This window comes from Thermococcus prieurii (assembly GCF_054657655.1).
In genome coordinates this window covers 326,241-348,775 of sequence record NZ_BAAHYH010000001.1, presented here as the reverse complement: position 1 = coordinate 348,775, position 22,535 = coordinate 326,241, and the positions used below count along the sequence as shown (strand labels likewise).

At 54.7% G+C, this 22,535-nt stretch carries 23 protein-coding genes; 6 read left to right on the top strand and 17 right to left on the bottom strand.

The annotated features are described in order from the left end of the window. Positions 1-64 precede the first annotated feature (64 nt). The 9 genes from nadC to guaB form a co-directional block, all read right to left on the bottom strand. The gene (gene nadC / locus ACYQ04_RS02035; RefSeq protein WP_460127041.1) at positions 65-901 is read right to left on the bottom strand and encodes a carboxylating nicotinate-nucleotide diphosphorylase; all 837 of its coding nucleotides are present in this window, start codon (positions 899-901) and stop codon (positions 65-67) included. Next, the gene (locus tag ACYQ04_RS02030) at positions 898-2,199 is read right to left on the bottom strand and encodes an ATP-binding protein (RefSeq protein ID WP_460127040.1); all 1,302 of its coding nucleotides are present in this window, start codon (positions 2,197-2,199) and stop codon (positions 898-900) included. The genes nadC and ACYQ04_RS02030 overlap by 4 nt, the downstream gene beginning before the upstream one ends. A gap of 85 nt (positions 2,200-2,284) precedes the next feature. Next, positions 2,285-3,193 (bottom strand): quinolinate synthase NadA, encoded by a 909-nt coding sequence (gene nadA, locus ACYQ04_RS02025; protein ID WP_460127039.1) that lies wholly within the window; start codon positions 3,191-3,193, stop codon positions 2,285-2,287. Between the two features lie 70 nt (positions 3,194-3,263). Continuing rightward, entirely contained in the window at positions 3,264-3,473 is a 210-nt protein-coding gene (locus ACYQ04_RS02020) for an antitoxin AF2212-like protein (protein ID WP_460127038.1), read from the bottom strand. 46 nt (positions 3,474-3,519) lie between these two features. Beyond that, positions 3,520-4,917 (bottom strand): L-aspartate oxidase, encoded by a 1,398-nt coding sequence (locus ACYQ04_RS02015; RefSeq protein WP_460127037.1) that lies wholly within the window; start codon positions 4,915-4,917, stop codon positions 3,520-3,522. Between the two features lie 51 nt (positions 4,918-4,968). Then, positions 4,969-6,132, bottom strand: a complete 1,164-nt coding sequence (locus ACYQ04_RS02010) for an ABC transporter permease (RefSeq protein WP_460127036.1) — start codon at positions 6,130-6,132, stop codon at positions 4,969-4,971. Then, positions 6,125-6,874 carry an ABC transporter ATP-binding protein gene (locus tag ACYQ04_RS02005; protein WP_460127035.1) on the bottom strand — a complete coding sequence of 250 codons (750 nt, stop codon included), beginning with the start codon at positions 6,872-6,874 and terminating at the stop codon, positions 6,125-6,127. The genes ACYQ04_RS02010 and ACYQ04_RS02005 overlap by 8 nt, the downstream gene beginning before the upstream one ends. A gap of 94 nt (positions 6,875-6,968) precedes the next feature. Further along, positions 6,969-8,504: a DUF4932 domain-containing protein gene (locus ACYQ04_RS02000; protein ID WP_460127034.1), complete on the bottom strand. Its 1,536-nt coding sequence runs from the start codon at positions 8,502-8,504 to the stop codon at positions 6,969-6,971. A gap of 123 nt (positions 8,505-8,627) precedes the next feature. Further along, positions 8,628-10,085, bottom strand: coding sequence for an IMP dehydrogenase (gene guaB / locus ACYQ04_RS01995; RefSeq protein ID WP_460127033.1), 1,458 nt, complete (start codon positions 10,083-10,085; stop codon positions 8,628-8,630). A 366-nt stretch (positions 10,086-10,451) separates the two neighbouring features. Here guaB and ACYQ04_RS01990 point away from each other — a divergent pair, with 366 nt between their 5' ends. After that, positions 10,452-10,649 carry a hypothetical protein gene (locus tag ACYQ04_RS01990; RefSeq protein ID WP_460127032.1) on the top strand — a complete coding sequence of 66 codons (198 nt, stop codon included), beginning with the start codon at positions 10,452-10,454 and terminating at the stop codon, positions 10,647-10,649. 83 nt (positions 10,650-10,732) lie between these two features. Here ACYQ04_RS01990 and ACYQ04_RS01985 read toward each other — a convergent pair whose 3' ends face one another. After that, the gene (locus tag ACYQ04_RS01985; RefSeq protein ID WP_460127031.1) at positions 10,733-11,101 is read right to left on the bottom strand and encodes a type II toxin-antitoxin system PemK/MazF family toxin; all 369 of its coding nucleotides are present in this window, start codon (positions 11,099-11,101) and stop codon (positions 10,733-10,735) included. Beyond that, positions 11,085-11,363 (bottom strand): ribbon-helix-helix domain-containing protein, encoded by a 279-nt coding sequence (locus tag ACYQ04_RS01980; RefSeq protein ID WP_460127030.1) that lies wholly within the window; start codon positions 11,361-11,363, stop codon positions 11,085-11,087. The genes ACYQ04_RS01985 and ACYQ04_RS01980 overlap by 17 nt, the downstream gene beginning before the upstream one ends. 83 nt (positions 11,364-11,446) lie before the next feature. Between ACYQ04_RS01980 and ACYQ04_RS01975 the strand changes: the two genes are divergently transcribed. From ACYQ04_RS01975 to taw3, 4 genes are all read left to right on the top strand, one after another. After that, positions 11,447-13,444 carry an IGHMBP2 family helicase gene (locus ACYQ04_RS01975; RefSeq protein WP_460127029.1) on the top strand — a complete coding sequence of 666 codons (1,998 nt, stop codon included), beginning with the start codon at positions 11,447-11,449 and terminating at the stop codon, positions 13,442-13,444. Positions 13,445-13,456: 12 nt separating this feature from the next. After that, a complete protein-coding gene (locus ACYQ04_RS01970; protein ID WP_460127028.1) occupies positions 13,457-13,681 on the top strand; it encodes a hypothetical protein in 225 nt (74 codons plus the stop codon). A gap of 98 nt (positions 13,682-13,779) precedes the next feature. Next, a complete protein-coding gene (locus ACYQ04_RS01965) occupies positions 13,780-14,010 on the top strand; it encodes a PIN domain-containing protein (RefSeq protein ID WP_460127027.1) in 231 nt (76 codons plus the stop codon). A gap of 30 nt (positions 14,011-14,040) precedes the next feature. Next, positions 14,041-14,640 carry a tRNA(Phe) 7-((3-amino-3-carboxypropyl)-4-demethylwyosine(37)-N(4))-methyltransferase Taw3 gene (gene taw3, locus ACYQ04_RS01960; protein ID WP_460127026.1) on the top strand — a complete coding sequence of 200 codons (600 nt, stop codon included), beginning with the start codon at positions 14,041-14,043 and terminating at the stop codon, positions 14,638-14,640. On the opposite strand, the gene ACYQ04_RS01955 is transcribed toward taw3, so the two are convergent. From ACYQ04_RS01955 to thsB, 4 genes are all read right to left on the bottom strand, one after another. After that, entirely contained in the window at positions 14,624-15,769 is a 1,146-nt protein-coding gene (locus ACYQ04_RS01955; protein WP_460127025.1) for a hypothetical protein, read from the bottom strand. The two genes, taw3 and ACYQ04_RS01955, sit on opposite strands and share 17 nt — an antisense overlap. A gap of 47 nt (positions 15,770-15,816) precedes the next feature. Further along, a complete protein-coding gene (locus tag ACYQ04_RS01950) occupies positions 15,817-16,500 on the bottom strand; it encodes a multidrug transporter (protein WP_460127024.1) in 684 nt (227 codons plus the stop codon). Beyond that, entirely contained in the window at positions 16,484-17,365 is an 882-nt protein-coding gene (locus ACYQ04_RS01945; protein ID WP_460127023.1) for an ABC transporter ATP-binding protein, read from the bottom strand. Before ACYQ04_RS01945 ends, ACYQ04_RS01950 begins: the two co-directional genes overlap by 17 nt. A 61-nt stretch (positions 17,366-17,426) precedes the next feature. Continuing rightward, a complete protein-coding gene (gene thsB / locus ACYQ04_RS01940) occupies positions 17,427-19,070 on the bottom strand; it encodes a thermosome subunit beta (RefSeq protein ID WP_460127022.1) in 1,644 nt (547 codons plus the stop codon). Between the two features lie 149 nt (positions 19,071-19,219). Between thsB and ACYQ04_RS01935 the strand changes: the two genes are divergently transcribed. Beyond that, complete coding sequence (locus tag ACYQ04_RS01935) at positions 19,220-19,927, top strand: hypothetical protein (RefSeq protein WP_460127021.1); 708 nt, start codon at positions 19,220-19,222, stop codon at positions 19,925-19,927. On the opposite strand, the gene ACYQ04_RS01930 is transcribed toward ACYQ04_RS01935, so the two are convergent. Both ACYQ04_RS01930 and ACYQ04_RS01925 read right to left on the bottom strand, forming a co-directional pair. Next, positions 19,879-20,625, bottom strand: a complete 747-nt coding sequence (locus tag ACYQ04_RS01930) for an anaerobic ribonucleoside-triphosphate reductase activating protein (protein ID WP_460127020.1) — start codon at positions 20,623-20,625, stop codon at positions 19,879-19,881. The two genes, ACYQ04_RS01935 and ACYQ04_RS01930, sit on opposite strands and share 49 nt — an antisense overlap. A gap of 21 nt (positions 20,626-20,646) precedes the next feature. After that, positions 20,647-22,491: an anaerobic ribonucleoside triphosphate reductase gene (locus ACYQ04_RS01925; protein ID WP_460127019.1), complete on the bottom strand. Its 1,845-nt coding sequence runs from the start codon at positions 22,489-22,491 to the stop codon at positions 20,647-20,649. Positions 22,492-22,535 lie beyond the last annotated feature (44 nt).

Here is a 22,535-nt window from a genome sequence, read left to right as displayed (position 1 = left end):
GCCACCAGCAATGACGGATTTTCGTAAAAAATGTTCAAAAAATGGCACGAAAAGCCGAAAAGGTTCACTCAAGTTTTGACAGAACCTCAAGGCTCACGTCGAAGTTTCTGACCGAGTGGGTGAGGTAGCCAAGGCTTATGACGTCGATGTCGAGCTTTGCATACTCCCCGATATTATCCGGCGTTATGCCCCCAGAGACCTCAATTTTCACCCTCTCGCGCAGGCCCTCGCGCTTTAAAGCCTCAATCGTCTCCGCTATCTCTTTCGGACTCATGTTGTCGAGCATCACAACGTCGGCCCCCGCCCTTACCGCCCTGAGGGCGTCCTCGAGGCTCTCCACTTCAACCTCGACGACCTTGTAAACGCTGAAGGCTTTAGCGCGCCTTATGGCTTCCTCCAGCGGAACAAGGGAGAGATGGTTGTCCTTGATGAGTATCGCGTCGCTGAGGGAAAAGCGGTGGGGCTCTCCACCGCCGATGAGTATCGCCTTCTTGTCTATCGGCCTGAGAAGGCTCTTCCTCGTGCCCGCTACACGGACCTTCGGGTTTACCGCTTTAACTTTCTCGACGAGCCGCCTGACCTCGGTCGCGATACCGCTCATTCTGCCCATGACGTTGAGAGCCGTCCTCTCGACGAGCAGAATGGCCCTCGCGTCTCCCTCAAGCTCGAGGATTGCGTCTCCCCTTTTCACAGCCTCGCCGTCGCGTTTTCTGACCGAAACCTTGACGCCAAAGTGCTCGAAGAGGGCTTTGGCCTCTTCAACGCCCGCTATAACGCCGTTCTGCTTTGCGATGATTACCGCTTTGGCTCTGGTTCCCTCAGGAATCACAGCCTCGCTCGTGACGTCGCCGAAGGGTGCATCCTCCTCAAGAAATCTGAGCAGGTATGAAACCGGTATCATCCCCATTCACCTCCCAGCAGGAACTTCCAAAGGGGCAAGAGCCGAACCTTTTTCCCCTCCACCTCGATTGTATCGTCGCGCTCCCAGTTTATTATCGTTAGGCTGTCACAGTTGAGTTTCTCCGAGGCGCTCATAAGCGCCGAAACCTCCCGCTCAAACGTTTCGGGTTCATCAATGGAATAGCTCACCTGTATCAGCTCTGAAACAATGCCGTCCTCAACCACCACGAAATCAACTTCCCTACCCCGCTCGTCCTTGAAGTAGTAAAGCTCCCTCTCCCGCCTCCTGAGTTCAAGGAAAACGGCGTTCTCCATCAGTCTGCCGATGCTCCCTCCCGAACGGGGGGAGTAGGCGTTTATCAAACCGGAGTCAATGATGTAAACCTTTGGGAGGCTCTTCTCAATCTCCCTAAGGTTGTGGGAGAACTTCCTGAGCGGGAAAACGAGATAGGCCTCTTCAAAGTACTCGAAGTAGCTGTAGAGGGTGTTTCTGCTCACCTCGACCCCCGTCCCCTTCATGTATCTGGCCGTTTTGTTTACCGAAAACTCCTTGGCGAAGGACGCCATGAGGAGCTTCAAAAACAGCCGAATTGCCTTCAGGTTCTTCACGTTGTGTCTCTCGACCACGTCGCGGTAGAGCATCACATCAATGTACTCCGAGAGGGTCTTCCTCTTGAGGAATGGGTCATCGAGCAGAACGACCTCGGGGAAGCCACCGAACTCAAGGTACTCCCTCAGGAAGGCCTTTATCCTTGCCTCGTCTCTCGTGGAGATGTATCTGCTCGGGTTAAAGCCCTTCGCCCTCAGGAACTCACGGAAGGAGAATGGAAACATCTCGAAGGTGAGCGTTCTTCCACGCAGTGCCGTTGCGATTTCCCTGCTCAAGAGCTTTGAAGAAGAACCCGTCAGATAGACCCTGAAGCCGTCTCTCTCAAGGGCTCTCTTGACGAAGAGCTCCCAGTTTTCAACCTCCTGGACTTCATCGAGGAAAAGGTATTTCTCCTCGGCATCGGGGAAGAGCTCATAGAAGACCTTTACGAGAGTCTGGAGGTCGTCAAGGCTCGGCGGGTATATCCTATCGTCGTCGAGGGGGAAGAAAACGGCGGCCTTACCTTCATTTCTCAGCTTGGAGAACTTTTGTAGGATGTAGAATGTCTTTCCGGCCCTCCTCGGCCCGATTATAGTTACTGCCTTGTTCACCGCCAGCTCATCGGGGACATTGAGTTCACGTTCAATACCATCAACGCTGAGGTTGAGATAGTCCATCACTACCTGTGCTATGACTTCCTCACGGCTCATGTTAAGTGAAAAGGTAAAAATCCTTAAAAAGTTTCCCTCCCAACTTAACAAAAATCCAGGAATCTTGCACTCTCAACTTAACACCTCAGCTCATCTCAAGCATTTTCTCGATGGCCTTCCTGGCCTTCTCGGCTATCTCATCTGGCACTTCCACGCGGTATTTCATGTCCCTGAGCGACTCGTAAACGCTCTGGAGCGTTATCGCCTTCATTCCAACGCAGACGGCGTCCTCCCGGGCCGGATAGAACTTTATGTCCGGATAGAGCTTGCTCAGCCGGTAGACCATCTCCCTCTCGGTGAAGACGACCCACTCGCCCCACTCTTTAGCCCTTCTTATCATTCCACCAGTGGATACGATTATATCGGCCCTCTCCTGAACTTCCGGCTCGCACTCGGGGTGAACCATAAGCTTGGCGTTTGGGTGGAGCTTCCTCGCGCGCTCAACGTCTTCAACGGTGAACTTCCTGTGGACGTAGCAGTGCCCGTTGGGCGGAACTGGGATTACCTTCTTGCCGGTCATTCTCGCGACGTAACTTCCTAAGTTCTTGTCCGGGCCGAATATAACGACGTCGGAATCGAGCTTTTCGACGATTTTGACGGCGTTGGCGGAGGTAACGGTTACGTCGGCGTAGGCCTTCGCCTCGGCGGTTGTGTTCACATAGAGGACGACGGGAGCGTTAGGATACTGCCTCTTAGCTTCAAGTATGTGCTCAACTTTGAGCATGTTAGCCATTGCACAAGTGGCCCTTCTCTCGGGCAGGAGGACGGTCTTTTCGGGGTTGAGGATTTTAGCGGTCTCGGCCATGAAGTCAACGCCCGCGAAGACTATGACGTCGGCATCAACGTTTATGGCCTTCCTCGCAAGCTCAAGGCTGTCCCCAAGGAAATCCGCCACGTCCTGAACCCCGGGAAGCTGGTAGTTGTGGGCCATGATTATCGCGTTGCGCTCCTCCTTAAGCCTCTCAATCTCGGCAATCAGCTTCTCCTTGTCCATTTCCCACCCCTCAGCGGGGGTAGAAGAGGGGAATTAAAAGGGTTTTTGGACACCTTTGGTTATGGGGGACTCAGGACATCCCTGAGATGTTCTTCTGTGGTCTCCTCACAGAATCAAGGGTTTCATCAACGTTCTTCCTTGCCTCAAGCTCCAGCTCATCAATAAGCTCAGAGAACTTTTTCTCTTCAATGTAAATCACTATTCGCTTTGATGGAAGCGAGAGGGGTTTGAGGGGCTTTATAACATCATTCTCATAAACGGCCTTAATCACCTTAGGCATTTTCTCACCGTCGAAACTTCGACTTGAGAATTTAAAAGGTGAATGGTCAGAGCCTGCACTTCCCATCGAAAAAGCTCGGCCTCTCGAGGGCCTTTCTCATAGCCGGAAAGTCCTCGCGGTAGTGGCTTCCCCTGCTTTCTTCTCTCGCCAAAGCGCACTCAAGAACGCCCCTCACGAGCAGTTTCAGCCTCGGGTCGGCCTCGATTCCCTCAAGCTTCCTGAGGCCCTCCCTGAGGGTTTTCGCGCTCCTGATGATTCCGGCGTGATTCCAGAGCAGTTCTCTCAGCGCGTCAACATCCCCGGGCTCGTAGCCGTGGTAGGCCGGCTCCTTAACCTCTCTGCACCTCGGCTGTTCCCTCGCTATCGTCCTCGCAACTTCAAGGCCGGAAACGATGCACTCAAGGAGGGAGTTGCTGGCCAGTCTGTTCGCCCCGTGGAAGCCGTTGCAGGAAGCTTCGCCTATCGCGTAGAGGTTCCTCACGGGCGTTCTGTACCAGAGGTCAACCGCTATTCCTCCCATTGTGTAGTGAGCTATCGGCGAGACGGGGATTGGGTCCTTCGAGGGGTCTATCCCGTCTTTCCGCAGAAAGGCGTATATCTGAGGGAAGCGCCTCTTGAAGTTCTCTATTCCGGTCGCGTCGAGGAAGACTTTCTTCCCCTCCTGCATCTGGCGGTAGATTGCCCTCGCTACGATGTCCCTCGTCGCTAATTCGTTCACGAAGCGCTCTCCTTCGTCCGTTATGAGCTTAGCACCGGCTCCCCTAACGGCCTCACTTATCAGGAAGACGCCGCTCCTTCCGAGGTAACCCGTCGGGTGGAACTGGACGAACTCCAAATCGCGAGCAGGAACGCCTTTCATGAGCGCGTCGCCGATGAGAAGGCCAGTATTCTCTGGGGAGCCGGCAGTGAACTTGAAGAGTCCCGAGAATCCGCCGGACGCGATAATTGTCGCGTCGAAGCGGAGAAACTCACCCTCGACGAACACTCCGTAGGCCTTTCCCCTCTTTATCGCGAGCTCATCAACTTTCCCTCTGACGAAGTTAACGCCGAGCTCCTTGGCGCGGAGGTGAAGGAGCTTCGTAACGTGCTTGCCGGTTTCGTTCTTAATCGTGAAGACCCTGTGGAACGAGTGGCCCCCTTCAGTCTCGCTCGCCTCGAACTTCAGGCCGAGGGAGAGCAAGAAGTCGTAGGCCTCGCTCCCCTTTGAGATTACATTCCAAACAACCTCGCGGTCGTTGATGTACTTTCCGGCCTTGATAGTGTCGAGAACATGAGCTTCAAGCGAATCCCCTTCGAGAAGGGGAAAGGCTATCCCAGCTTGAGCAAGGTAGGAGTTGCTCCTCCTGATTCCGGGACCTAGGAGGACAACCTCAAAACCCCTCTTGGCGAGCGCTATGGCGGAGGTTAAGCCAGCTATTCCATCGCCGACGATTCCAATCTTCATCCCACCACCCGGGGAAAGAAGAGGAGAGGTGCTTAAACGGTTTTTGCACCCTCAAATCTTCACCCTCACCAGCCACCTGAGCTTGCCCGCGTCTATGCTCTTCGTCATCAGCGTGCCGCTCTCGAAGACCCACACCGCGAGCCTGAGCACCACCGCGTTCCACAGGATGAGGTAGAAGAGCGCCCCGAGGGCCGTTATGTAGTTGCCACTCGTTGCGCTCAAGAACGCAAGTATCGGGGCGTAGCCGGGGTCGGCCTTCACGAGCAGAGCGGCCACACCAGAAACGTCGAGCCCCATGAAGATGACAAAGAGGGGGATGAGATAGAGTACCTCGACGAGCCCGGCCACGCTGAGGGCGCTCCTGACGTCGAGAGTGAAGAGGGAAACTAAGAGGCTCGTCAGGAGCATCAGGACGAAGAGCAGGAAGGTCCCGGCGGAGAGGAAGATTAGGGGAACTGTCCCGACCGAAACGCCGGTGGAGTACCCTGAAGAATGCTTTGAAAACAGCGAGGTCAGACAGAACGAAGCTGATAGGGAAGCAAGCACGAGCAGGCTAAAAACCACAGAGGCGAGGATTTTTCCGAGGATTATTGACCTGCGCGAGACAGGGAGCGTGAGAAGGGTTTCGAGGGTCTTGCCCTCCTTCTCCATCGCGACCGAGGCCGCTATCGCCTGGGCGGCGTAGATTCCAATGGCAAAGAGCACGAAGGGAACCGCGAGGGCGCCCCTAAGGAGGGCCGAGACGTAGCGTGATGGCTCTATGCTGAGGACGTCGTTTCCGACGTAGAGCCTGAACTCGGGCCGTATCGAGGGCAGAACGCCCTCCCCAAAGCGCAGAACCAACGCTTTCAGCGTGCCGGCGAGCTTGACAGTCTTGAAATCAAAAACGGACGGGAGCCTCGTCCTTATGAGCAGGTGCGGGGAGCGCCCGCTTTCAATCGCCTCGGAGAAGCCGGCCGGGATTATGAGCGTAACGGATGAGTTCTCGTCGATAACGATTCCGTTCCTCTCAAGGAACGCGACGAGGGCCTTTGAGTACTTCCCAGAGTCCTCGTTGATAATGCTAACTACAAGCCGAGATGAATGCGAGGAAGACTGGAGAACCCCAAACATAGCTGGTAGGAGGATTAGGGGGAGAATTACGGCTGTGACGAGACGCCTGTCCCGGAGGATGTCCATAAGCTCCTTCCGGAACATGAGCCACAGCTCACCCACTGACAACACCCCCGGAGACCCTCATGAAGACCTCTTCGAGGTTTTCGGCGTTGTGCCTCTCCTTCAGCTCCTCCGGCGTCCCGGCCTCCACAATCAACCCCCTGTGTATTATTGCCACCCTGTCGCATAAGAACTCGACCTCGAGCATGTTGTGGCTCGAAACGAGGACTGAAACGCCTTCTTCACTGGAGAACTCCTTTATACGCTTCCTGATTTCATAGGCGTTTGCCACGTCGAGGCCGCTCGTCGGCTCGTCGAGGATGGCCAGCTCCGGTTTGACCATTAAAGCCCGCGCGAGGAGGAGCTTCCTCACCATTCCCTTCGAGTAGGTCGCGACCCTGTCGTAGAGCCTCGCTCCGAGGCCCGCTATCTCGATTCCGAGCTCGAGCATCTCATCGGCGTCTTTTCCTGTCGCCTGGGAGTACAGCACGGCCATGAAGCGGAGGTACTCGTAGCCCGTCATGCTCCTGTAGGCTCCCGCTTCCTCCGGCAGATAGCTTATCAGCTTCCTGACCTTCTCGGGCTCCTTAACGACGTCGTGCCCCATCACTTCAGCTTTTCCCCGGTCCGGTGGGAGAAGCGTGGCGAGGATTTTCAGTGTGGTGCTCTTCCCTGCTCCGTTCGGCCCGATGAGGCCGAATATCTCGCCCTCGCCGATGGAGAAGCTCACACCCTTCAGGGCCCAAACGCGCCCGTAGGCCTTTTCGAGGTTTTTCACGAGGACCGCAGGCTCGCTGGACACTCCGCCCACCTCTGGGGGTTCCAAAGATGTCAGACTGAGAGTTGGATAGGATTACTTATAAGAATTGCATTTCTTGTGTGTCCGCTTCCCTTTTTCACCCGAACGCGACGGCCCTCTTTAGGCTTGTTAGATAGACGAAGTAGTGGTAGTTCATCAGGTCCTCGCCGCTGTTTCCCGAGGGCTTTCTGTTGAAAACATCAGGCGTCCCGGTTATCAGCAGGATATACCCCTCTCCCTTCGAGTTCCTCAGGGCCTCAACGAGGAAAACTCCTTTAGAATATTCAACCCCATCGAGAACGACGGAGCTGTTCCTCATCTCCACGTATCTGTTGAGCCCGCGGACAGCGGGGGAGTTCAGCGGTGCGATGACAATAACGTTGCCGCTTTCGAGCCCCTTCGTGAAGGTTACCTTAAAACCAGCCTTTTTGAGCATCTCAACGTAGCTTTTAACGTATTCGCTGTTCGAAAGATTTCCAGCAACGTACAGCTTAACGCCCTCCGTTTTAAACGCTATGAAGGCCATTCTAATGGTCGGTTCCGGGGAAACGTTCTTCCAGAAGCCCTCCTTATACCAGCTCCCCATAAGCTTCGCGAGCTCGGGCATGAAGCTCCCGAAGGTTGGGTATTTTTCTTTATTGGGTATGTAGTCCGCTAGGTACGCCCGATAAACCCTCCCAACGAGGTAGAACCCGAGGGCTTCCTGGCCCTTTATGAACCTCTCAGCGCTCTGGTTTCCCTCCGTTTTGAGGATGTAGTAAGCTTCAAACGCCCGGACAAAGGTCTCATCAAGGTAGGTCTTCCAGCTGGCGTATCCCATAGAAGTCATGACGTCTTTCACCAGCGAGAACATTTCCTCATACTCCTTAAACTCCCGGTAGTGTCTCCCCACCGCGGGATTGACGAAGCTGTGGGCAAGCTCGTGGGCGGAGGCACTGCAGTAGGAATAAGTTCCGTTGGAGAACGAGCAGACGCCGAGGAACGCGTAAACGGTATCGTTCGTCCACCCGCCGTAGCTGCAGTACACTTCCAGAGGCTGAAGGACAAAAATCCAGCGGCTCTTTTTCTCCCTGAAGAAATTCTCCTCGAAGCGGGGGAGGCTGAAAACGTCCGGATTCTCCTTAAGGAACAGCCCTATCTGCTCCCTGTAAAACTCTTTGTGGCTCTCGTAGAAGGCTGAAAAGTTCGAGTCCTGGGCGAAATCTTTTATGGCTGTGGCGAGTTCGTTGAGGAGCTTTTTATCCCCGTGAACCCTCTCCACGAGGTATGCACTCCACTCCGTGGAGTTCAGCTCCATTGCAAACTTGGGAATGGCGTCGTACCCCAAACCCTCCCTCAGGGCTTTTTTAGCGAGGAGCACCGCCCTGTGGTTTCTGTAAGGAAAAAAGTAAGACCCAGCCTCCTGGGAGTAGGGAGTAGCGTTGTTGGAGTCCCAGCCAGCGAGGTGGAAAACAACGTTTGTCAGCTCGGTGTAGGGGTTCACCTCGACGCAGACGTTGCCGGAGCACTCGGAAACCGGGGAGAGGTTGAGCTGAAAGTCCGGCTTCGGTGGAACGTGCGATTGGGCAAGGTAAAAGGCGAAGAGGAGCGCAAGCAGGAACAAGGGGACGAGCACGTGTTTAGCCTCGGGCATCTTTATCTCGCCTCTCAAGCGTTTTGAATTTCTTAGCATGCCATGATTCTTGAATTGTTTTTCTTTTAACTTTTCTTTTTAGGACTTCCGGAGAAAAGAAGTGGAACAAAGAGGGGTTGAGAATCACTTCCCGAGCGGATAGTTCGGGGCCTCGTTTGTTATGAGTATGTCGTGCGGATGACTCTCCTTAACTCCAGCCTGCGTTATGATAACGAACTCGCCCTTCTCCTTCAGCTCTTCGATGTTTTTAGCGCCAACGTAGCCCATTCCAGAGCGAAGGCCACCGACGAGCTGGTACAGAACGTCGCTCACGCTTCCCTTGTAGGGAACGACGCCCTCAACGCCCTCCGGGACGAACTTCCTCGTCTTCATGTGGCCCTTCTGATAGTATCTCTCGGCCCCGCCCTTCATCATCGCCCCGAGCGAGCCCATTCCGCGGTACTGCTTGTAGCGCCGTCCGTTGATTACGACCTCCTTGCCCGGCGCCTCCTTCGTTCCGGCAAGGAGAGAGCCGAGCATGACCGCGTCTGCCCCGGCCGCTATGGCCTTGACGATGTCGCCGGAGTAGCGGATTCCACCATCTGCTATAACGTGAAGCCCGTACTCGCTCGCTTTGTCGGCGACGAGCGCTATCGCTGTAACCTGCGGGACGCCGACGCCAGCGACGACGCGGGTGGTGCATATACTTCCGGGCCCGATTCCAACCTTGACAGCGTCGGCGAAGGTCAAATCATCGACGGCTTTTGGATTGGCAATGTTTCCAACGATGAGGTCTGCATCAACCGCTTTCCTAATCCCCTTCATGGCCTTGATGGCCTTGAGGTTGTGAGCGTGAGCTGTATCGATGACGATGACGTCAGCCCCAGCCCTGTCGAGGGCCTTTGCACGCTCAAGGTCAAATGGACCAACCGCCGCCGCAACCACCAAATCGCCGTTCTCGTCTCTGACGGCGTTCTTGTACTTTCTTCTCCTCGCCAAATCGCTCATCGTGATTATACCAACGAGCTTCCCTTCAGAGTTCACAACAGGAAGCCTATCAATCCTGTGCTCGAACATTAGATTGAGGGCTTCCTCTGCCGTTACGCTCTCTGGAACTGTTATCGGCTCGCCGGTCATCACTTCCCTCACGAGCTTTCCAGGCTTGACGGCTATGTCCTTCTTGCTGATTACTCCCACGACCTTTCCGTCCTCGACAACCGGCAGGCCGTCGATGTCGTTTTTCTCCATCAGAAAGAGAGCGTAGTCAATCGTCTCGTCTGGCGAAATCGAGATGACGTCCTCAACGATGAAGCGCTCAGCCCTCTTGACCTTTCTGACCTGCTCGACCTGTTCGCTTATGCTCATGTTCCTGTGGATTACTCCTAAGCCACCTTCCCGGGCCATCGCGACGGCCATCTCCCACTCGGTAACGGTGTCCATCGCGGCGCTGAGAATCGGAATGTTGAGCCTTATCTTCGGCGTAATCCTCGTCGAGACGTCAACGTCCTTCGGCTCGACCTCGGTCGGCTGGGGTATAAGAAGAACGTCGTCGAAGGTGTAGCCCTTAATAGCATTAACAAGTTTGTGTTCAAACTTTCCCATTTTCGCCGGACCTCCGCGTCCTTTTTAACATGAACTTGGAGGGCATTTTTAAGGGTTTCGAGCGAGTGATGGCCTGTAAATTCGTCACGTCTGACCGCAGTAATGTGACATTATGACAAGGGGGTAGGGATTTTCGGTGAAGATTCCGTCTAGTGTACAAAAAAGCTCCCGAAAAACCAATATAGAACATTGTAGTCCGCTCTACGGTGATTGCCATGAGGAGGGGTTACGAAATTCAAAGGAGGGCTTCAGAAAAGCTCAGGGGGGAGGGCCAAACCATTCGTTAGCGCAAGGTCCGAGGAGTTGCTTTTCGAGATTCTAAAGGAAGGTCTTTTCTGGGCTGCCCTCGGAAAACCGTCGGAGGTCATGCCGTTTCTGAGGGGGAAGTTGCTGGGCAACGGATTGGGCGAAAGCTCCAAGAGACAGCTCGAATGGCTTCTCGACGAGCTCGAGAGGTTCTATGAGCGCGTCGCCTGCTGCGGCAGGGTTGAAGAAAAGCACGTCAGGGCAATCAGGTCTTTCCACAGGGACATCGTCTCGGTGATAGAAACGGACGGGGCTTAGCTTTTTAACCCCTTCCTTCTACCCTCTCAGGGATGATGAGGGAAGTTTCGTCCGAGCGGTGAGGAAACTCGCATGGGCTGACCTCAAAGGCCAAAGGCTCTCCTGAGGCCTTCTTTAACTTCAGCAATCTTTTCTTCCTTCAGGACGCCGAGGCGCTTTCTCACGAGCTTTTTATTGAGGGTAAAGACCACGTAGGGCTTCACGATGCTCGGTTTTATTGGCCTCGTTCCGGGATAGCGGGCAACGTCCCGGTCGGTTATTAAAACGTTGTACTCGGCAAAACCGCTCCCGAGGTTCGACGTTATCTGGAGGGCTATGGCGGCGTTTGAAACCATGTTAAGTTCGTCGTTCGAAACGATTAGCGCTGGCCGAAGCTTTCTTCCAACTAAATCGACGAAAGGGAACTCAACGAGAACTACCTCCCACTGGCGGAGCTCATTGCCCAGGCTCATATGGAATTCCTCCAACCTCATCCCAGTACTCGTCGGCCTCGCTCTCCCAATCCTCCCTGAGAATCTTCTCAACGGCCTTCAAATAGGCCCTCCTCTCAAGTTCTTCATCCAAACGCTCGTCGAAGAGAAAGCGGCGGAGGGCATCTTTAATTACCTCACTCCTGCTTGAGTACAGGCCTTCTTCAATGAGCCTGTCCATCCTCTCCGCAAGGCCCTTTGGGATTCGGGCCGAGACTTTAACAGTCGTCGCCACTTCGTTCACCTATGTCTTCATTTGTCGGACAAGATATAAGGGTTTTCCCAACCTTTTAAAAGGAGAGTTGTTAGTCGTAGCCGGGAGGAAAAATGAGCGAAAACGAGAAGCTTTCGAAGTTCATCGCCAGGCTAAAGGTTCTCATCGAGATGGAGCGGAAGGCAGAGATAGAGGCCATGAGAGCAGAGATGAGACGGCTCAGCGGTCGCGAGAGGGAGAAGGTTGGGAGGGCCGTTCTCGGCCTCAACGGAAAGGTAATCGGCGAGGAGCTCGGCTACTTCCTCGTCAAATACGGGCGCGAGAGGGAAATCAAGACCGAGATAAGCGTCGGCGATTTGGTTGTGATAAGCAAACGAGACCCGCTGAAAAGCGATTTGGTTGGAACCGTCGTCGAGAAGGGGAAGCGGTTCATAACGGTGGCTCTGGAAACAGTCCCTGAGTGGGCGCTGAAAAGCGTTAGGATAGACCTCTATGCCAACGACATAACCTTCAAGCGCTGGCTTGAGAACCTTGACAACCTTCGGGAAAGCGGGAGAAGGGCTTTAGAGCTCTACCTCGGCCTGAGGGAGCCTGAGGAGGGCGAGGAAGTAGAGTTCACGCCCTTTGACAAGAGTTTGAACGCGAGCCAGAGGAGGGCGATAGCAAGGGCCCTCGGGAGCCCGGACTTCTTCCTGATTCACGGGCCGTTCGGGACTGGAAAGACGAGGACCCTCGTCGAGCTGATACGGCAGGAGGTGGCGAGGGGGAACAGGGTTCTAGCAACCGCCGAGAGCAACGTGGCCGTTGACAACCTCGTCGAACGGCTGGTCGATTCCGGTCTGAAGGTCGTCCGCATCGGACACCCGAGTAGGGTCTCCAAAAAGCTCCACGAGACGACTTTGGCTTACCTCATGACCAAGCACGAGCTTTACGGCGAGCTGAGGGAGCTTCGCGTAATCGGGGAGAACCTGAAGGAGAAGCGCGACACCTTTACCAAACCGGCTCCGAAGTACAGGCGCGGGCTGACCGACAGGCAGATTCTTCGCCTGGCTGAAAAGGGGATAGGAACGAGGGGCGTTCCAGCCCGGTTAATCCGCGAGATGGCCCAGTGGCTCAAAATCAACGAGCAGGTGCAGAAGACCTTCGACGATGCGAGGAAGCTGGAGGAGAGGATAGCGAGGGAAATAATAAGGGAAGCCGACGTCGTTCTGACGACGAACTCTTCGGCCGGGCTGGAGGTGGTTGACTACGGCTCCTACGACGTGGCGATAATAGACGAGGCGACGCAGGCGACGATACCGAGCGTGCTCATTCCGATAAACCGCGCGGGGCGCTTCGTTTTGGCAGGCGACCACAGGCAGTTGCCCCCCACGATACTGAGCGAGAAGGCGAAGGAGCTGAGCAAGACGCTTTTCGAGGGCTTAATCGAGCGTTATCCCGGAAAGAGCGAGATGCTGACCGTCCAGTACAGGATGAACGAAAGGCTCATGGAGTTCCCGAGCAGGGAATTCTACGACGGCAGAATAGAGGCGGACAAGAGCGTCAGGGGAATAACGCTGGCCGATTTGGGAGTGAAATCGCCGGAAGAGAACGGTAACTGGGCTGAAGTGCTTAAACCGGAGAACGTGCTCGTCTTCATAGACACGGCCGGAAGAGAAGACCGCTTCGAGAGGCAGAGGTATGGAAGCGAGAGCCGTGAGAACCCGCTCGAGGCGAGGCTCGTGAAGGAAGCCGTTGAGGGTCTCCTGAGACTCGGGGTTAAGGCTGAATGGATTGGCGTCATAACGCCCTACGACGACCAGCGCGATTTGATAAGCTCGCTTTTGCCTGAAGAAATAGAGGTCAAGACGGTGGACGGCTACCAGGGCAGAGAGAAAGAAGTCATAGTTCTCTCCTTCGTCCGCTCGAACAGGAAGGGTGAGCTGGGCTTTTTGAAGGATTTGAGAAGGTTGAACGTCTCACTGACGAGGGCGAAGAGGAAGCTGATTCTGATAGGCGACTCCTCGACGCTGAGCTCGCACCCGACCTACAAGAGGCTGGTGGAGTTCGTGGGGAGGAGGGAGACGGTAGTTGATGCCAAAAGGTTAGTAGGAAAAGTTAAAATCAAATAGAGCAAAGTTGTTATGGGTGTTGAGATGGGGAAAATCATAACTCTCTCCGTTCCAGACTGGGTTGATGAGAAAAAGTTCAGGGAGGCCTTTATGAAGGCGTTACTTGAGAGTACCCCCAAGAGAATGAACGCGGAGGAGCTGAGAAAGTTACTCGGGATTAAAGAGACCGAAGACGAAATCGAAGTTCCTGAAGGGGTTGAGAATTTAAGAAAAAAGGACCGGGAGCGGGTTAAATAGCTATCATAGACACAAACGTTGCCATAGAGCGTCTCAGAAGGGGAGATGAAATACACGAGAACATAACCGGGGTCACATTCGTTGAGTTTCCGAGGATTGTGAGGTATTCGCGCTTTAAAGGGGACGTTCTGTTTCCAAACCTTGACGATTATCTCCTTGCCCACGAGCTTCAGGAAAAACTCCTCAAGCGAGGTAGTCCTCAAGGCTTTGCAGATTTGCTCATAGCGGCCATATGTATTAATCGGGGCGAAGAGCTGATAACATATGATTCTGACTTTGAAGAGATAGCGAAAGTCTCTTCTCTGAAACTGATTCTCCTCAAACGTTAAGCCTTTAAACTTCTTCCATAACTCGAAACCATGTTCCTCTACCCCAAGAACTTCGAAGAGCAGAAGGCGAAGGCGATGGAGGGTCTGAGCAAGGCCTTGGAGGAGGGCAAGGTTGACGAGGACATAATTTCACTACTCGCCAAAATCAACGCGCTTGAGAACTACTTCACAACGAGCTCTTGCTCGGGCAGGATTTCGGTCATGGAAATGCCCCACTTCGGCGATAAAGTTAATTCCGTCTGGCTCGGTAAGTGGCACAGGGAAGTTACCATCGAAGAAGTTTTTGAAGCGATTAGAAAGCACAAGTCCGGCCAGCTCTGGTTCCTCGTGAGGAGTCCTATCCTCCACGTTGGGGCGAGAACCATGGAGGACGCTGTAAAACTGCTCAACCTCGCGATAGGGCTGGGCTTCAAGTACAGCAACATCAAGAGCGTGAGCCACAGGAAGCTCCTCGTCGAGATTCGCTCGACGGAGAGGATGGACGTCCCGCTCGGCGCGGACGGCGAGTTGTGGGTGAGCGAGAACTACATTGAGAGAATTGTAAACATAGCGAACGACCAGCTGAGGAGGTTTAAGGGAAAGCTGAAGAGGCTGGAGGAAGAGGTTGAGAAGCTCAGCCAGAGCCAGTAAGAAGGGCCATGATTACGCTTATCGCTATCGAAACGAGTTCCAGTAGCTCATCGGAGCGCAGGGGAATTGCCCTTATCGTTTCAAGAGCCCTCTCGATTTCATCGAGTAGCTCGTAGGCCTTCTTGTTCCCACCGGAGTTTATTAAGCCAATCCTGATTTTGTGAAGGTAAGTAATGGTTTCTTCTTTTATCGCGGAGACAAAACTCGACGCCATGTGCATTAGCACCCCAAAGAGCACTAAAGAACCCAATAAAAAGCCCCAACCGGAGATTAGTCCTGCATCGTTTTGGGGTATGCTCGTATACTTTGTAACCACCACGTAAACAGCCGAGAGTACTGAAACGGCGAGCAGAGCGGAAGCCACCGAAAGTCCTGGTCCAAACAGCATTTTAATCTGCCTTCCAAGCTCAACAAAACTCTCGGCGATATTCGTCAAAGGCTTGATACAGTTGGTGGGAGTCATCAAACAGGGGCTTTTCTTTGAATCAGCAAGCTTACCGAGTTCCACAACGGGTGAAACCTTTGCCGAGTTCAGAGACCGTATAACGGAGAGATAACCAACAAAATACGCCATAAATGAAGCCCAGTATGCGTATATCCACACCAAAAGGGCGTAGTAGGTTAGACTTAGGACAACACGAAGATAAAACGCCCAAGGAGCATGGGCCCTAACGTACGGGGAAAGGTAACCAAGAAAGTCCACCCAGCCGCTGAGACCCAAACGAAGGATGTCAAGAAGGATAACCCCAATCATTACGAGTACAGAACCCAGGACAATTTTATCATGGTACTCCCATGTTTTTAAACGTTCCTTGGGGATACCTAAGAGCTCAACGCCTCGATTGGCCTCTCTAGAACGTGAACCTTCATTTTTCCAGTGCTCCAGATTCTCAATGAGGTTAGTTGCGGGCTTGGAGAAGATTATAATTCCGATGATTGTGACGAGAATAGGACCGTAGGGAGTGTCTAGGTTCAGTTTGATAAACGGGAAGTGCGGCTTGCCCGAGGAGAGCACCGAGAGAACGAGCGAAATAACAAGTTCAATCAGGATAATCCGCCAGTACCTTTTGGAAAGACCAAACCATTTGGGGTCTCCCGTGGATATATCCTTGAAATCCGGCATGGACATCCACACACCTCCAAACTTCAATTGGAAAAGCGGTTTTAAAGCCGTTTTCACTCCTCGAGCCCTGCGAACCTGAGTAGGAATGCCAGACCAAGAACTCCCCAGAGGAACGTTGTTATGAGGGATGCACTTCCTCCCGTCCCAGAGAGAACCTGGGAGGCACTCACGGTCGGGAGGAATACCAAGATTTTTGCAAGCCACCCAGGGAGAACGCTCGCGGGATAGTAAACCGGCGGAAAGACTGTCAGTCCGGTAACGAGGAGGTTTGAGAGCCTCATCACCTGAACCGGCTCTTTCCCCTTAACACCCAGGAGGAAGCCAATTCCGGCACTCCAGAGCCACAGTGCCACTATTGTCGCAAGCATTCTTGGGAAGACATCAACTCCGAGCCTCCAGACGAGTATCGCCGTTAACAGGACGACGTAGGGAAGAGCGGGAACGCTCATTCCAACGGAGATGCCGAGGGCCTTCTTCCAATTGCTCCCTGGCAGGCTCATAATGATGTCGTAGAACCGCGAGCGGGTCTTCATTCCAACCAGCTCTATCGCCAAATCCGCTATCCCCACCCCAACGACGAAGCTCACCAATGCACCGGCTAAAGCCGTGTTCAGGAACCTTCCCCCGCTGACCACATAGACTATGAATATGAAGGAAAGGGGCTGGAGTGAGAAGCTGATGAGCGAGAACCTGCCCCTCGTGAGTGCTCTCGCGTAGTACTCAATGATGACTATCATCAAGACCACCCGCAATGAAAACGTCCTCTATGGTGAGTTCCTCGACCTTAAAGGGCACGCCGGCCCTTTCAAGGACCTCAACGACTTCCTTCTCCTCAGCCTCCGAGCGGGTGTAGACGTAGGTGTTCCTCCCGGCCTTCCTCGTCAGGAAGCCATAAAGGTTAACCTCACCGAAGGTGACTACCTTCGAGTGAAGTCCTCGTAGGTATTCGCCCGCAATCCTCTCCGGCCTTCCGAAGGCCTCGACCCTTCCGTTCCTCAGGAGAATTACTCGGTCGCAGACGCTGGATATCTCGTTGAGGTAGTGGCTGGTGAGAACTATAGTCGCCTCCTTGGCCCTTTCGCGGAGAACCTCCCAGAGCTTGAGCCTGCTCTCCACGTCGAGGCCAACGGTCGGCTCGTCTAGGAAATATAACCTGGCATCAGCAGATAGAACCATCGCGAGGAGGACCTTCCGCATCATGCCGCCGGAGAGCGTTGAGACTGGCTCATTAGCGTAGCTTATTTCGAACTCTTCAAGCGCCTTCTCGGTTCTCTTTTGGGCCTCTTTTCTCCCAACGCCGCGCATTCTGAGATAGTAATAGACGTAGTCCCTCGGCGTGAGCGTGTAGAAGTGGGCTTTGACGTCCTGGGGGAGGAGGGCGAAGAGCTCTTTCGCCCCGCAGGGGTTCCTTCCAAAAACCCTGACCTCTCCGGAGTCGGGCTTCAGGAGGCACGTCAGAATTCGTATCAGCGTCGTCTTTCCTGCTCCATTTGGCCCGATTACGCCGACTATCTCGCCTTCCTCGATGGAAAAGGAAACGCGGTCGAGGGCCACCTTCGGGCCGTATGACTTCAAAAGGCCTTGAACATCAACGGCGGACATACAAGAAAAGTTCTCGCGGAACTAAAAAGGGTTTTGGAAGTTAAAAGAAGAATCAAAGCCTTCAGTCGAGGTCACTACCGAAGTCGTTGCTGCCCCCGCCCTGTCCACCTTCCTTGTCCTTCTCGAGCTTGCTGGCGGCGATGACGTCGTCGATGCGGAGTATCATTATTGCCGCCTCGCTGGCGCTCTTGATGGCCTGCCTGGTGACCCTGAGCGGGGCGATGACACCCTTCTCCATCATGTCGGCCGGCTCGCCCTCAAAGACGTCGACACCGACGCTGGCACCCTTGTCCTTGTGGGCGGCTATGACCTTGACGAGGGTCTCGACCGGGTCAAGACCAGCGTTCTCGGCGAGGGTCCTCGGTATGACCTTGAGGGCCTCTGCAAAGGCCTCGATGGCGAGCTGCTCCTTACCGCCAACCTCCTTGGCGTACTCGTCGAGCCTGATGCTCAGCTCGATTTCAGGAGCACCGCCGGCCGGGAGTATCTTGCCGTCCTCGACGATGTCCTTGACGACCTTGACAGCGTCTTCGAGCGCCCTCTCGACCTCGTCAACGACGTGCTCGGTACCGCCGCGAATGAGTATGGTGACGGCCTTCGGGTTCTTGCAACCCTCGACGAATATCATGTTCTCTCCAGCCACTTTCCTCTGCTCGACGAGCTCAGCCTCACCAAGGTCCTCCGGAGTCAGGTCACGGACGTTGGTGACTATCTTAGCTCCGGTGGCCTTGGCGAGCTTCTCCATGTCGCTCTTCTTGACCCTCCTGACGGCCATTATGCCGTACTTGGCGAGGTAGTGCTGAGCCAGGTCGTCGATGCCCTTCTGGACGAAGACGACGTTAGCTCCGACCTCCCTAATCTTGTCGACCATCTCCTTGAGCATGCGCTCCTCCTGCTCGAGGAAGGCCTGGAGCTGCTCCGGGCTGGTAATCCTTATCTCAGCGTCGGTCTCGGTCTCCTTAACCTCGAGGGCGTCGTTGATGAGCGCAATCTTGGCGTTCTCAACCCTCTTGGGCATGCCGGGGTGAACGACCTCCTTGTCGATGACGACACCGCGGATGAGCTGGGTCTCCCTAACGGAGGCACCCTCCTTCTTCTCGAACTTGATGTTGTCGAGGTCGACCTTGTACTTGTCGCCGACCTTCTCGGCGACCTGCCTGACGGCCTCAACGGCAATCTCGGCGAGGTACTCGCGCTCCTCCTCGGCGGCCTTTCCGGTGATTGAGGTCACAGCGGCCTTCTTGAGGGTCTCAACGTCGTCCGGGCTGACCTCCTTGGCGATGCCCTCAAGAATCTCCTGGGCCTTCTCGGCGGCGAGAGCGTAACCCTTGATGATTATGCTCGGGTGAATGTTCTGGTCGAGAAGCTCCTCAGCCTTCTTGAGAAGCTCACCGGCGATGACGACAGCGGTAGTGGTTCCGTCACCGGCCTCCTTGTCCTGAGTCTTCGCAACCTCAACCATCATCTTCGCGGCCGGGTGCTGGATGTCCATCTCGTCGAGTATGGTGGCACCGTCGTTGGTGATGACGATGTCACCAAGGCTGTCAACGAGCATCTTGTCCATACCCTTCGGGCCAAGGGTGGTCCTTATGGTCTCGGCGACGATTCTAGCGGCGAGGATGTTAAGCCTCTGGGCGTCCCTTCCAACGTACCTCTGGGTTCCCTCCGGGAGAATAACGACCGGCTGTCCAGCGAGCTGGGCCATCTCCCCTCACCCCCTCCCTTTTTCTTTTTTACAGGATGAGGTCTTTTAGTAACCTTAAGTGCTTCCGCGTTATCATTCCTTTGGCCTATTTATAAAGTTTTCGGTTATGTTCGGCAACATTTATAAATCCCCCACTAAAGGGGGTAAATATGAGGAGGCTCGCCCCGATTCTGGTACTCGTTCTGCTGATGGCAGGTGTGCTGAACGGGGGAGTTCAAACCTGTGACCTGGGAGGACACCTCACCGACCTCAACGGGGGCCTCGATTACGTGGCGGTCGTCACGGCTGGCAACTCCACGACGTTGGTTCTCAATGAAGGAGACCACTACCTCGTGGTCGAGGAGTCGAATGGGCTAAGGGCGTGGAGTCTGTTCAACGGTACCGGAAAGATGGTTGAGTGGAAATCGTGCTGGCAGGGTGGAGAGAACAACGGGACCCAGGAGATTTCGGGGCCCGTTGTCTTTATGGACTACCTACTGCCGGTTCTCAACGGAAGTCCACTCTACAAGAGGAAGGTTACCTGTGGGAGCCCGATTGAGGTCACGCTCGTCAGAAAACCCGGAGTTCCTCCTTACGAGAACATCACCGTAAACGACACCGAATACGGCCCCCAAACGCTGAGAATTCCAATAAACGACTGGATTAGGGCAAATCTAACGGTCTCAGATGGAAGATTAAAGGAGGCGGTAATAGTCGCAAGGTACCAGGACTACTTCAACCTCACCGCGGGCACCGTAAGGGTTGATATAAAAATCGTGTATCGAGGAGAAAGAGATTACGAAAAGCTGAAATCGCGGGTTCTAAAGCGCTACACGGAACTGCTGATGGCCTGTTCAGGCAAACCCTCCGCGAAGTGATTGACGTAAACCTCAATTCCGAGCTTCTCAAGCCTTTCCCTGAGTGCTTCAACCTCACCCTCCGGCCAGCAGTGTTCCGAGCACCAGCTCTCGTCCCGTGGATTCGTTAATGGCCTTCCGACGAGCGGGTTCAGGACGACGTAGAAGTCCGTTTCAATCCTCCGCAGACCCTCCTCTATGTATGGCCACGCGTCAAAGCCCTTCACCACAGGAATTCTGAGTTCGAGGGGGATTCCGTGGTCTGAGACAACTTCAAGACCCCTCAGGAAGAGCCTCCAGAGCTTTTCCGCGGGCTTTTCGGGGAGGCCGTACAGTGCAGGAGGAGCCTTGAGGTCGGTCGCTATATGGCCCACCAGGTCAGCCTTCAGGAGCTTCTCAAGGGGTCCGACGAGGGTTAGGTTCGTGTTGAGGCTTATCGGAACACCAAGAAGCTTAACCTCCGCGAAGAGAGAGCTTAGCGCTCTCCACTGCATCAGCGGTTCACCACCGGTGACGTGGAAGTAGTCAATGAGAAACGCGCTCGCCTCAAGCTCGTCGAGGAGGGCTTTTCTGTCGAGGGAGAAGCAGTCGAGGCCCTCCGCTATGCGCCAGTTGTGGCAGAAGGGACATTTAAGGTTGCATCCGCAGAGCCAAAGCGTGAAGGTAACCTTTCCGTGAACATCGACCATGCTGACGCTCTTCCACCCGCTCGTGAGCATGAAAACACCTCCAAAAAGGAATCAGGAGGAGTAGTGCCTCCTCGTCCAGAACTCCTTCTTCCTGAAGGGGTTCCAGTTCTTGAGGGGCCTGTAGTAGCCGATTATTCTGCTCCACACCTCGACGTTCTCACTTCCACAGCGCGGGCAGTGGGTGTGCAGGCCCGTCGTTGAGTATCCGCAGGCGTTGCAGACTGTTATTGCGGGAGTGTAGCTCCAGTAGACGAGCTCCGTTCTCATGAGCCTCTTCGTGAGCTTTGCCAGGGCTTCGGGGTCCGGCTCTTCGCCGAGGAAGATGTGCATCATCACCCCGCCGGTGAAGCTTCTCTGAACCTTCTCCTCAATCCGTATTCTGTCGGCCAGCTCCAGAGAGCCGTAGTAAGGCGCCACGCTGGTCGAGTAAATCGGGTTCTCCGGATCGCTGAGATACTCTTTCAGCTCAGGGAACTCGCGGAGGTCTTTTATAGCCAACTTTGCCGCGGCGCTCTCACCGGGAACTTCCTCAACGTTCCAGGGCGTTCCGGTTTCCTTCATCCACTTCCTTGCCTTGGCCGTCGCAAACTCCACCATCTCCTTCATCAGCTCGGCCGCCTTCAGCCAGTCCTTTCTCGTTCCCTCCTCCCAGAGCTTCGGCTCGTTGAGGTAAATCGAGGCCGCTTCCGGAAGACCGAGGATTCCGACGGTGTTGAAGTGACTGCTCGGGAACTCCTCGAGGTAGAGGTGAATCATGCTGTACATGTGCCGGTAGGCGGTGATAAGCCTCACGTAGCGCTCCCTGAACCAGTCAGTTGTTCTCCTCACGACCTCGAGAACCCTCTCGTACTCCTCCCAGAATTTATCGTCGTCTCCTCCCGCCTTAAGGGCAAGCCTCGGGAGGTTTACCGTTGTCACGTTCACCGAGCCGGTAACGTCGGGCATCGCCCAGAGCCCGCCGAAGCGCCCCCTCTCAAGCCTCTCCAGCGCTTCCTCCTCGGCGCTCTTTCCTGAGACTCCGAAGGCAAAGGCCATCTCTGTCTTGTCGATGGCAATCCTGCAGCACATTGCGTAGCTCGCGTCCGGGTCAACGACGTTTGTGTTCAGCCAGTAGAAGCTCCCGCGCTTCGACGCCGTTCCAAAGACCGCCTCAAATACCTCGGGGTCGTCCCAGAGCATTTTGGCAGTGACCATCAGCGTCGGAATCGGAAAGGTGAAGGGCTGGCCGAGCGCGTCCCCCTCTCGGAGAACCTCCGTCAGAGCTATGAAGAACTCTTTGGCTTCCCTCTCGTACTCGCCGAGCGGTTCGACTTTCTCTCCAGCGTAAACCGCGTGGTCGCCCTCGAGCATCTTTTTGGGAGCGTCGAGCGTTACGGTGAAGTTGGTGAATGGAGTCTGCATTCCCACCCTGCTCGGGTAGTTGAGGTTGTAAACCAGCCTCTGAATCTGTTGCCTGATTTTACGCCTGTCCAAGTCCTCTTTCCTTACGAAGGGCCCCGCGTACCACTCGACCGAGCTCAAAGCCTGGGCACCGCTGAAGTAGTGCTGCATCGTTATGAGGTAGTTCGCTATGTGGTCGACGTAAGTGTCGAAGTGCCTGGCCGGCCGGGAAACAATCGTAGGCGTCTTGAGGCCCTTTTCGAGGAGCCTCGCGGTGCTGTGGCCTGTGCAGTAGGGGATGTAAAGGCTGTATGGGAGTTTGTGGATGTAAATGTCTCCAGAGAAGTGCGCGTCCCGACCCTCCTTCGGGACGAGCGAGATGCTCTCTTTCAATGCCTCCTCCATCACGTAGGCGAAGAAACCGGTCGGACCGGGGTAGCGATTCGCATTTTCGAGAACGTCCAGACTGCTCCAGCCCGCGTACTCCTGAATGATGTCACGCTTTACCGTCTCCATCTCAACCACCTGGATAAATTGTCCAGGTCCCTGAATTGTGGCCA

Coding starts and splice junctions, on each gene's coding strand:
- nadC (WP_460127041.1), bottom strand. CDS start 901: ATGATACCGGTTTCATACCTGCTCAGATTTCTTGAGGAGGATGCACCC.
- ACYQ04_RS02030 (WP_460127040.1), bottom strand. CDS start 2,199: ATGAGCCGTGAGGAAGTCATAGCACAGGTAGTGATGGACTATCTCAAC.
- nadA (WP_460127039.1), bottom strand. CDS start 3,193: ATGGACAAGGAGAAGCTGATTGCCGAGATTGAGAGGCTTAAGGAGGAG.
- ACYQ04_RS02020 (WP_460127038.1), bottom strand. CDS start 3,473: ATGCCTAAGGTGATTAAGGCCGTTTATGAGAATGATGTTATAAAGCCC.
- ACYQ04_RS02015 (WP_460127037.1), bottom strand. CDS start 4,917: ATGAAGATTGGAATCGTCGGCGATGGAATAGCTGGCTTAACCTCCGCC.
- ACYQ04_RS02000 (WP_460127034.1), bottom strand. CDS start 8,504: ATGCCCGAGGCTAAACACGTGCTCGTCCCCTTGTTCCTGCTTGCGCTC.
- guaB (WP_460127033.1), bottom strand. CDS start 10,085: ATGGGAAAGTTTGAACACAAACTTGTTAATGCTATTAAGGGCTACACC.
- ACYQ04_RS01990 (WP_460127032.1), top strand. CDS start 10,452: ATGCCGTTTCTGAGGGGGAAGTTGCTGGGCAACGGATTGGGCGAAAGC.
- ACYQ04_RS01985 (WP_460127031.1), bottom strand. CDS start 11,101: ATGAGCCTGGGCAATGAGCTCCGCCAGTGGGAGGTAGTTCTCGTTGAG.
- ACYQ04_RS01975 (WP_460127029.1), top strand. CDS start 11,447: ATGAGCGAAAACGAGAAGCTTTCGAAGTTCATCGCCAGGCTAAAGGTT.
- ACYQ04_RS01970 (WP_460127028.1), top strand. CDS start 13,457: ATGGGTGTTGAGATGGGGAAAATCATAACTCTCTCCGTTCCAGACTGG.
- taw3 (WP_460127026.1), top strand. CDS start 14,041: ATGTTCCTCTACCCCAAGAACTTCGAAGAGCAGAAGGCGAAGGCGATG.
- ACYQ04_RS01955 (WP_460127025.1), bottom strand. CDS start 15,769: ATGTCCATGCCGGATTTCAAGGATATATCCACGGGAGACCCCAAATGG.
- ACYQ04_RS01950 (WP_460127024.1), bottom strand. CDS start 16,500: ATGATAGTCATCATTGAGTACTACGCGAGAGCACTCACGAGGGGCAGG.
- ACYQ04_RS01945 (WP_460127023.1), bottom strand. CDS start 17,365: ATGTCCGCCGTTGATGTTCAAGGCCTTTTGAAGTCATACGGCCCGAAG.
- thsB (WP_460127022.1), bottom strand. CDS start 19,070: ATGGCCCAGCTCGCTGGACAGCCGGTCGTTATTCTCCCGGAGGGAACC.
- ACYQ04_RS01935 (WP_460127021.1), top strand. CDS start 19,220: ATGAGGAGGCTCGCCCCGATTCTGGTACTCGTTCTGCTGATGGCAGGT.
- ACYQ04_RS01930 (WP_460127020.1), bottom strand. CDS start 20,625: ATGCTCACGAGCGGGTGGAAGAGCGTCAGCATGGTCGATGTTCACGGA.
- ACYQ04_RS01925 (WP_460127019.1), bottom strand. CDS start 22,491: ATGGAGACGGTAAAGCGTGACATCATTCAGGAGTACGCGGGCTGGAGC.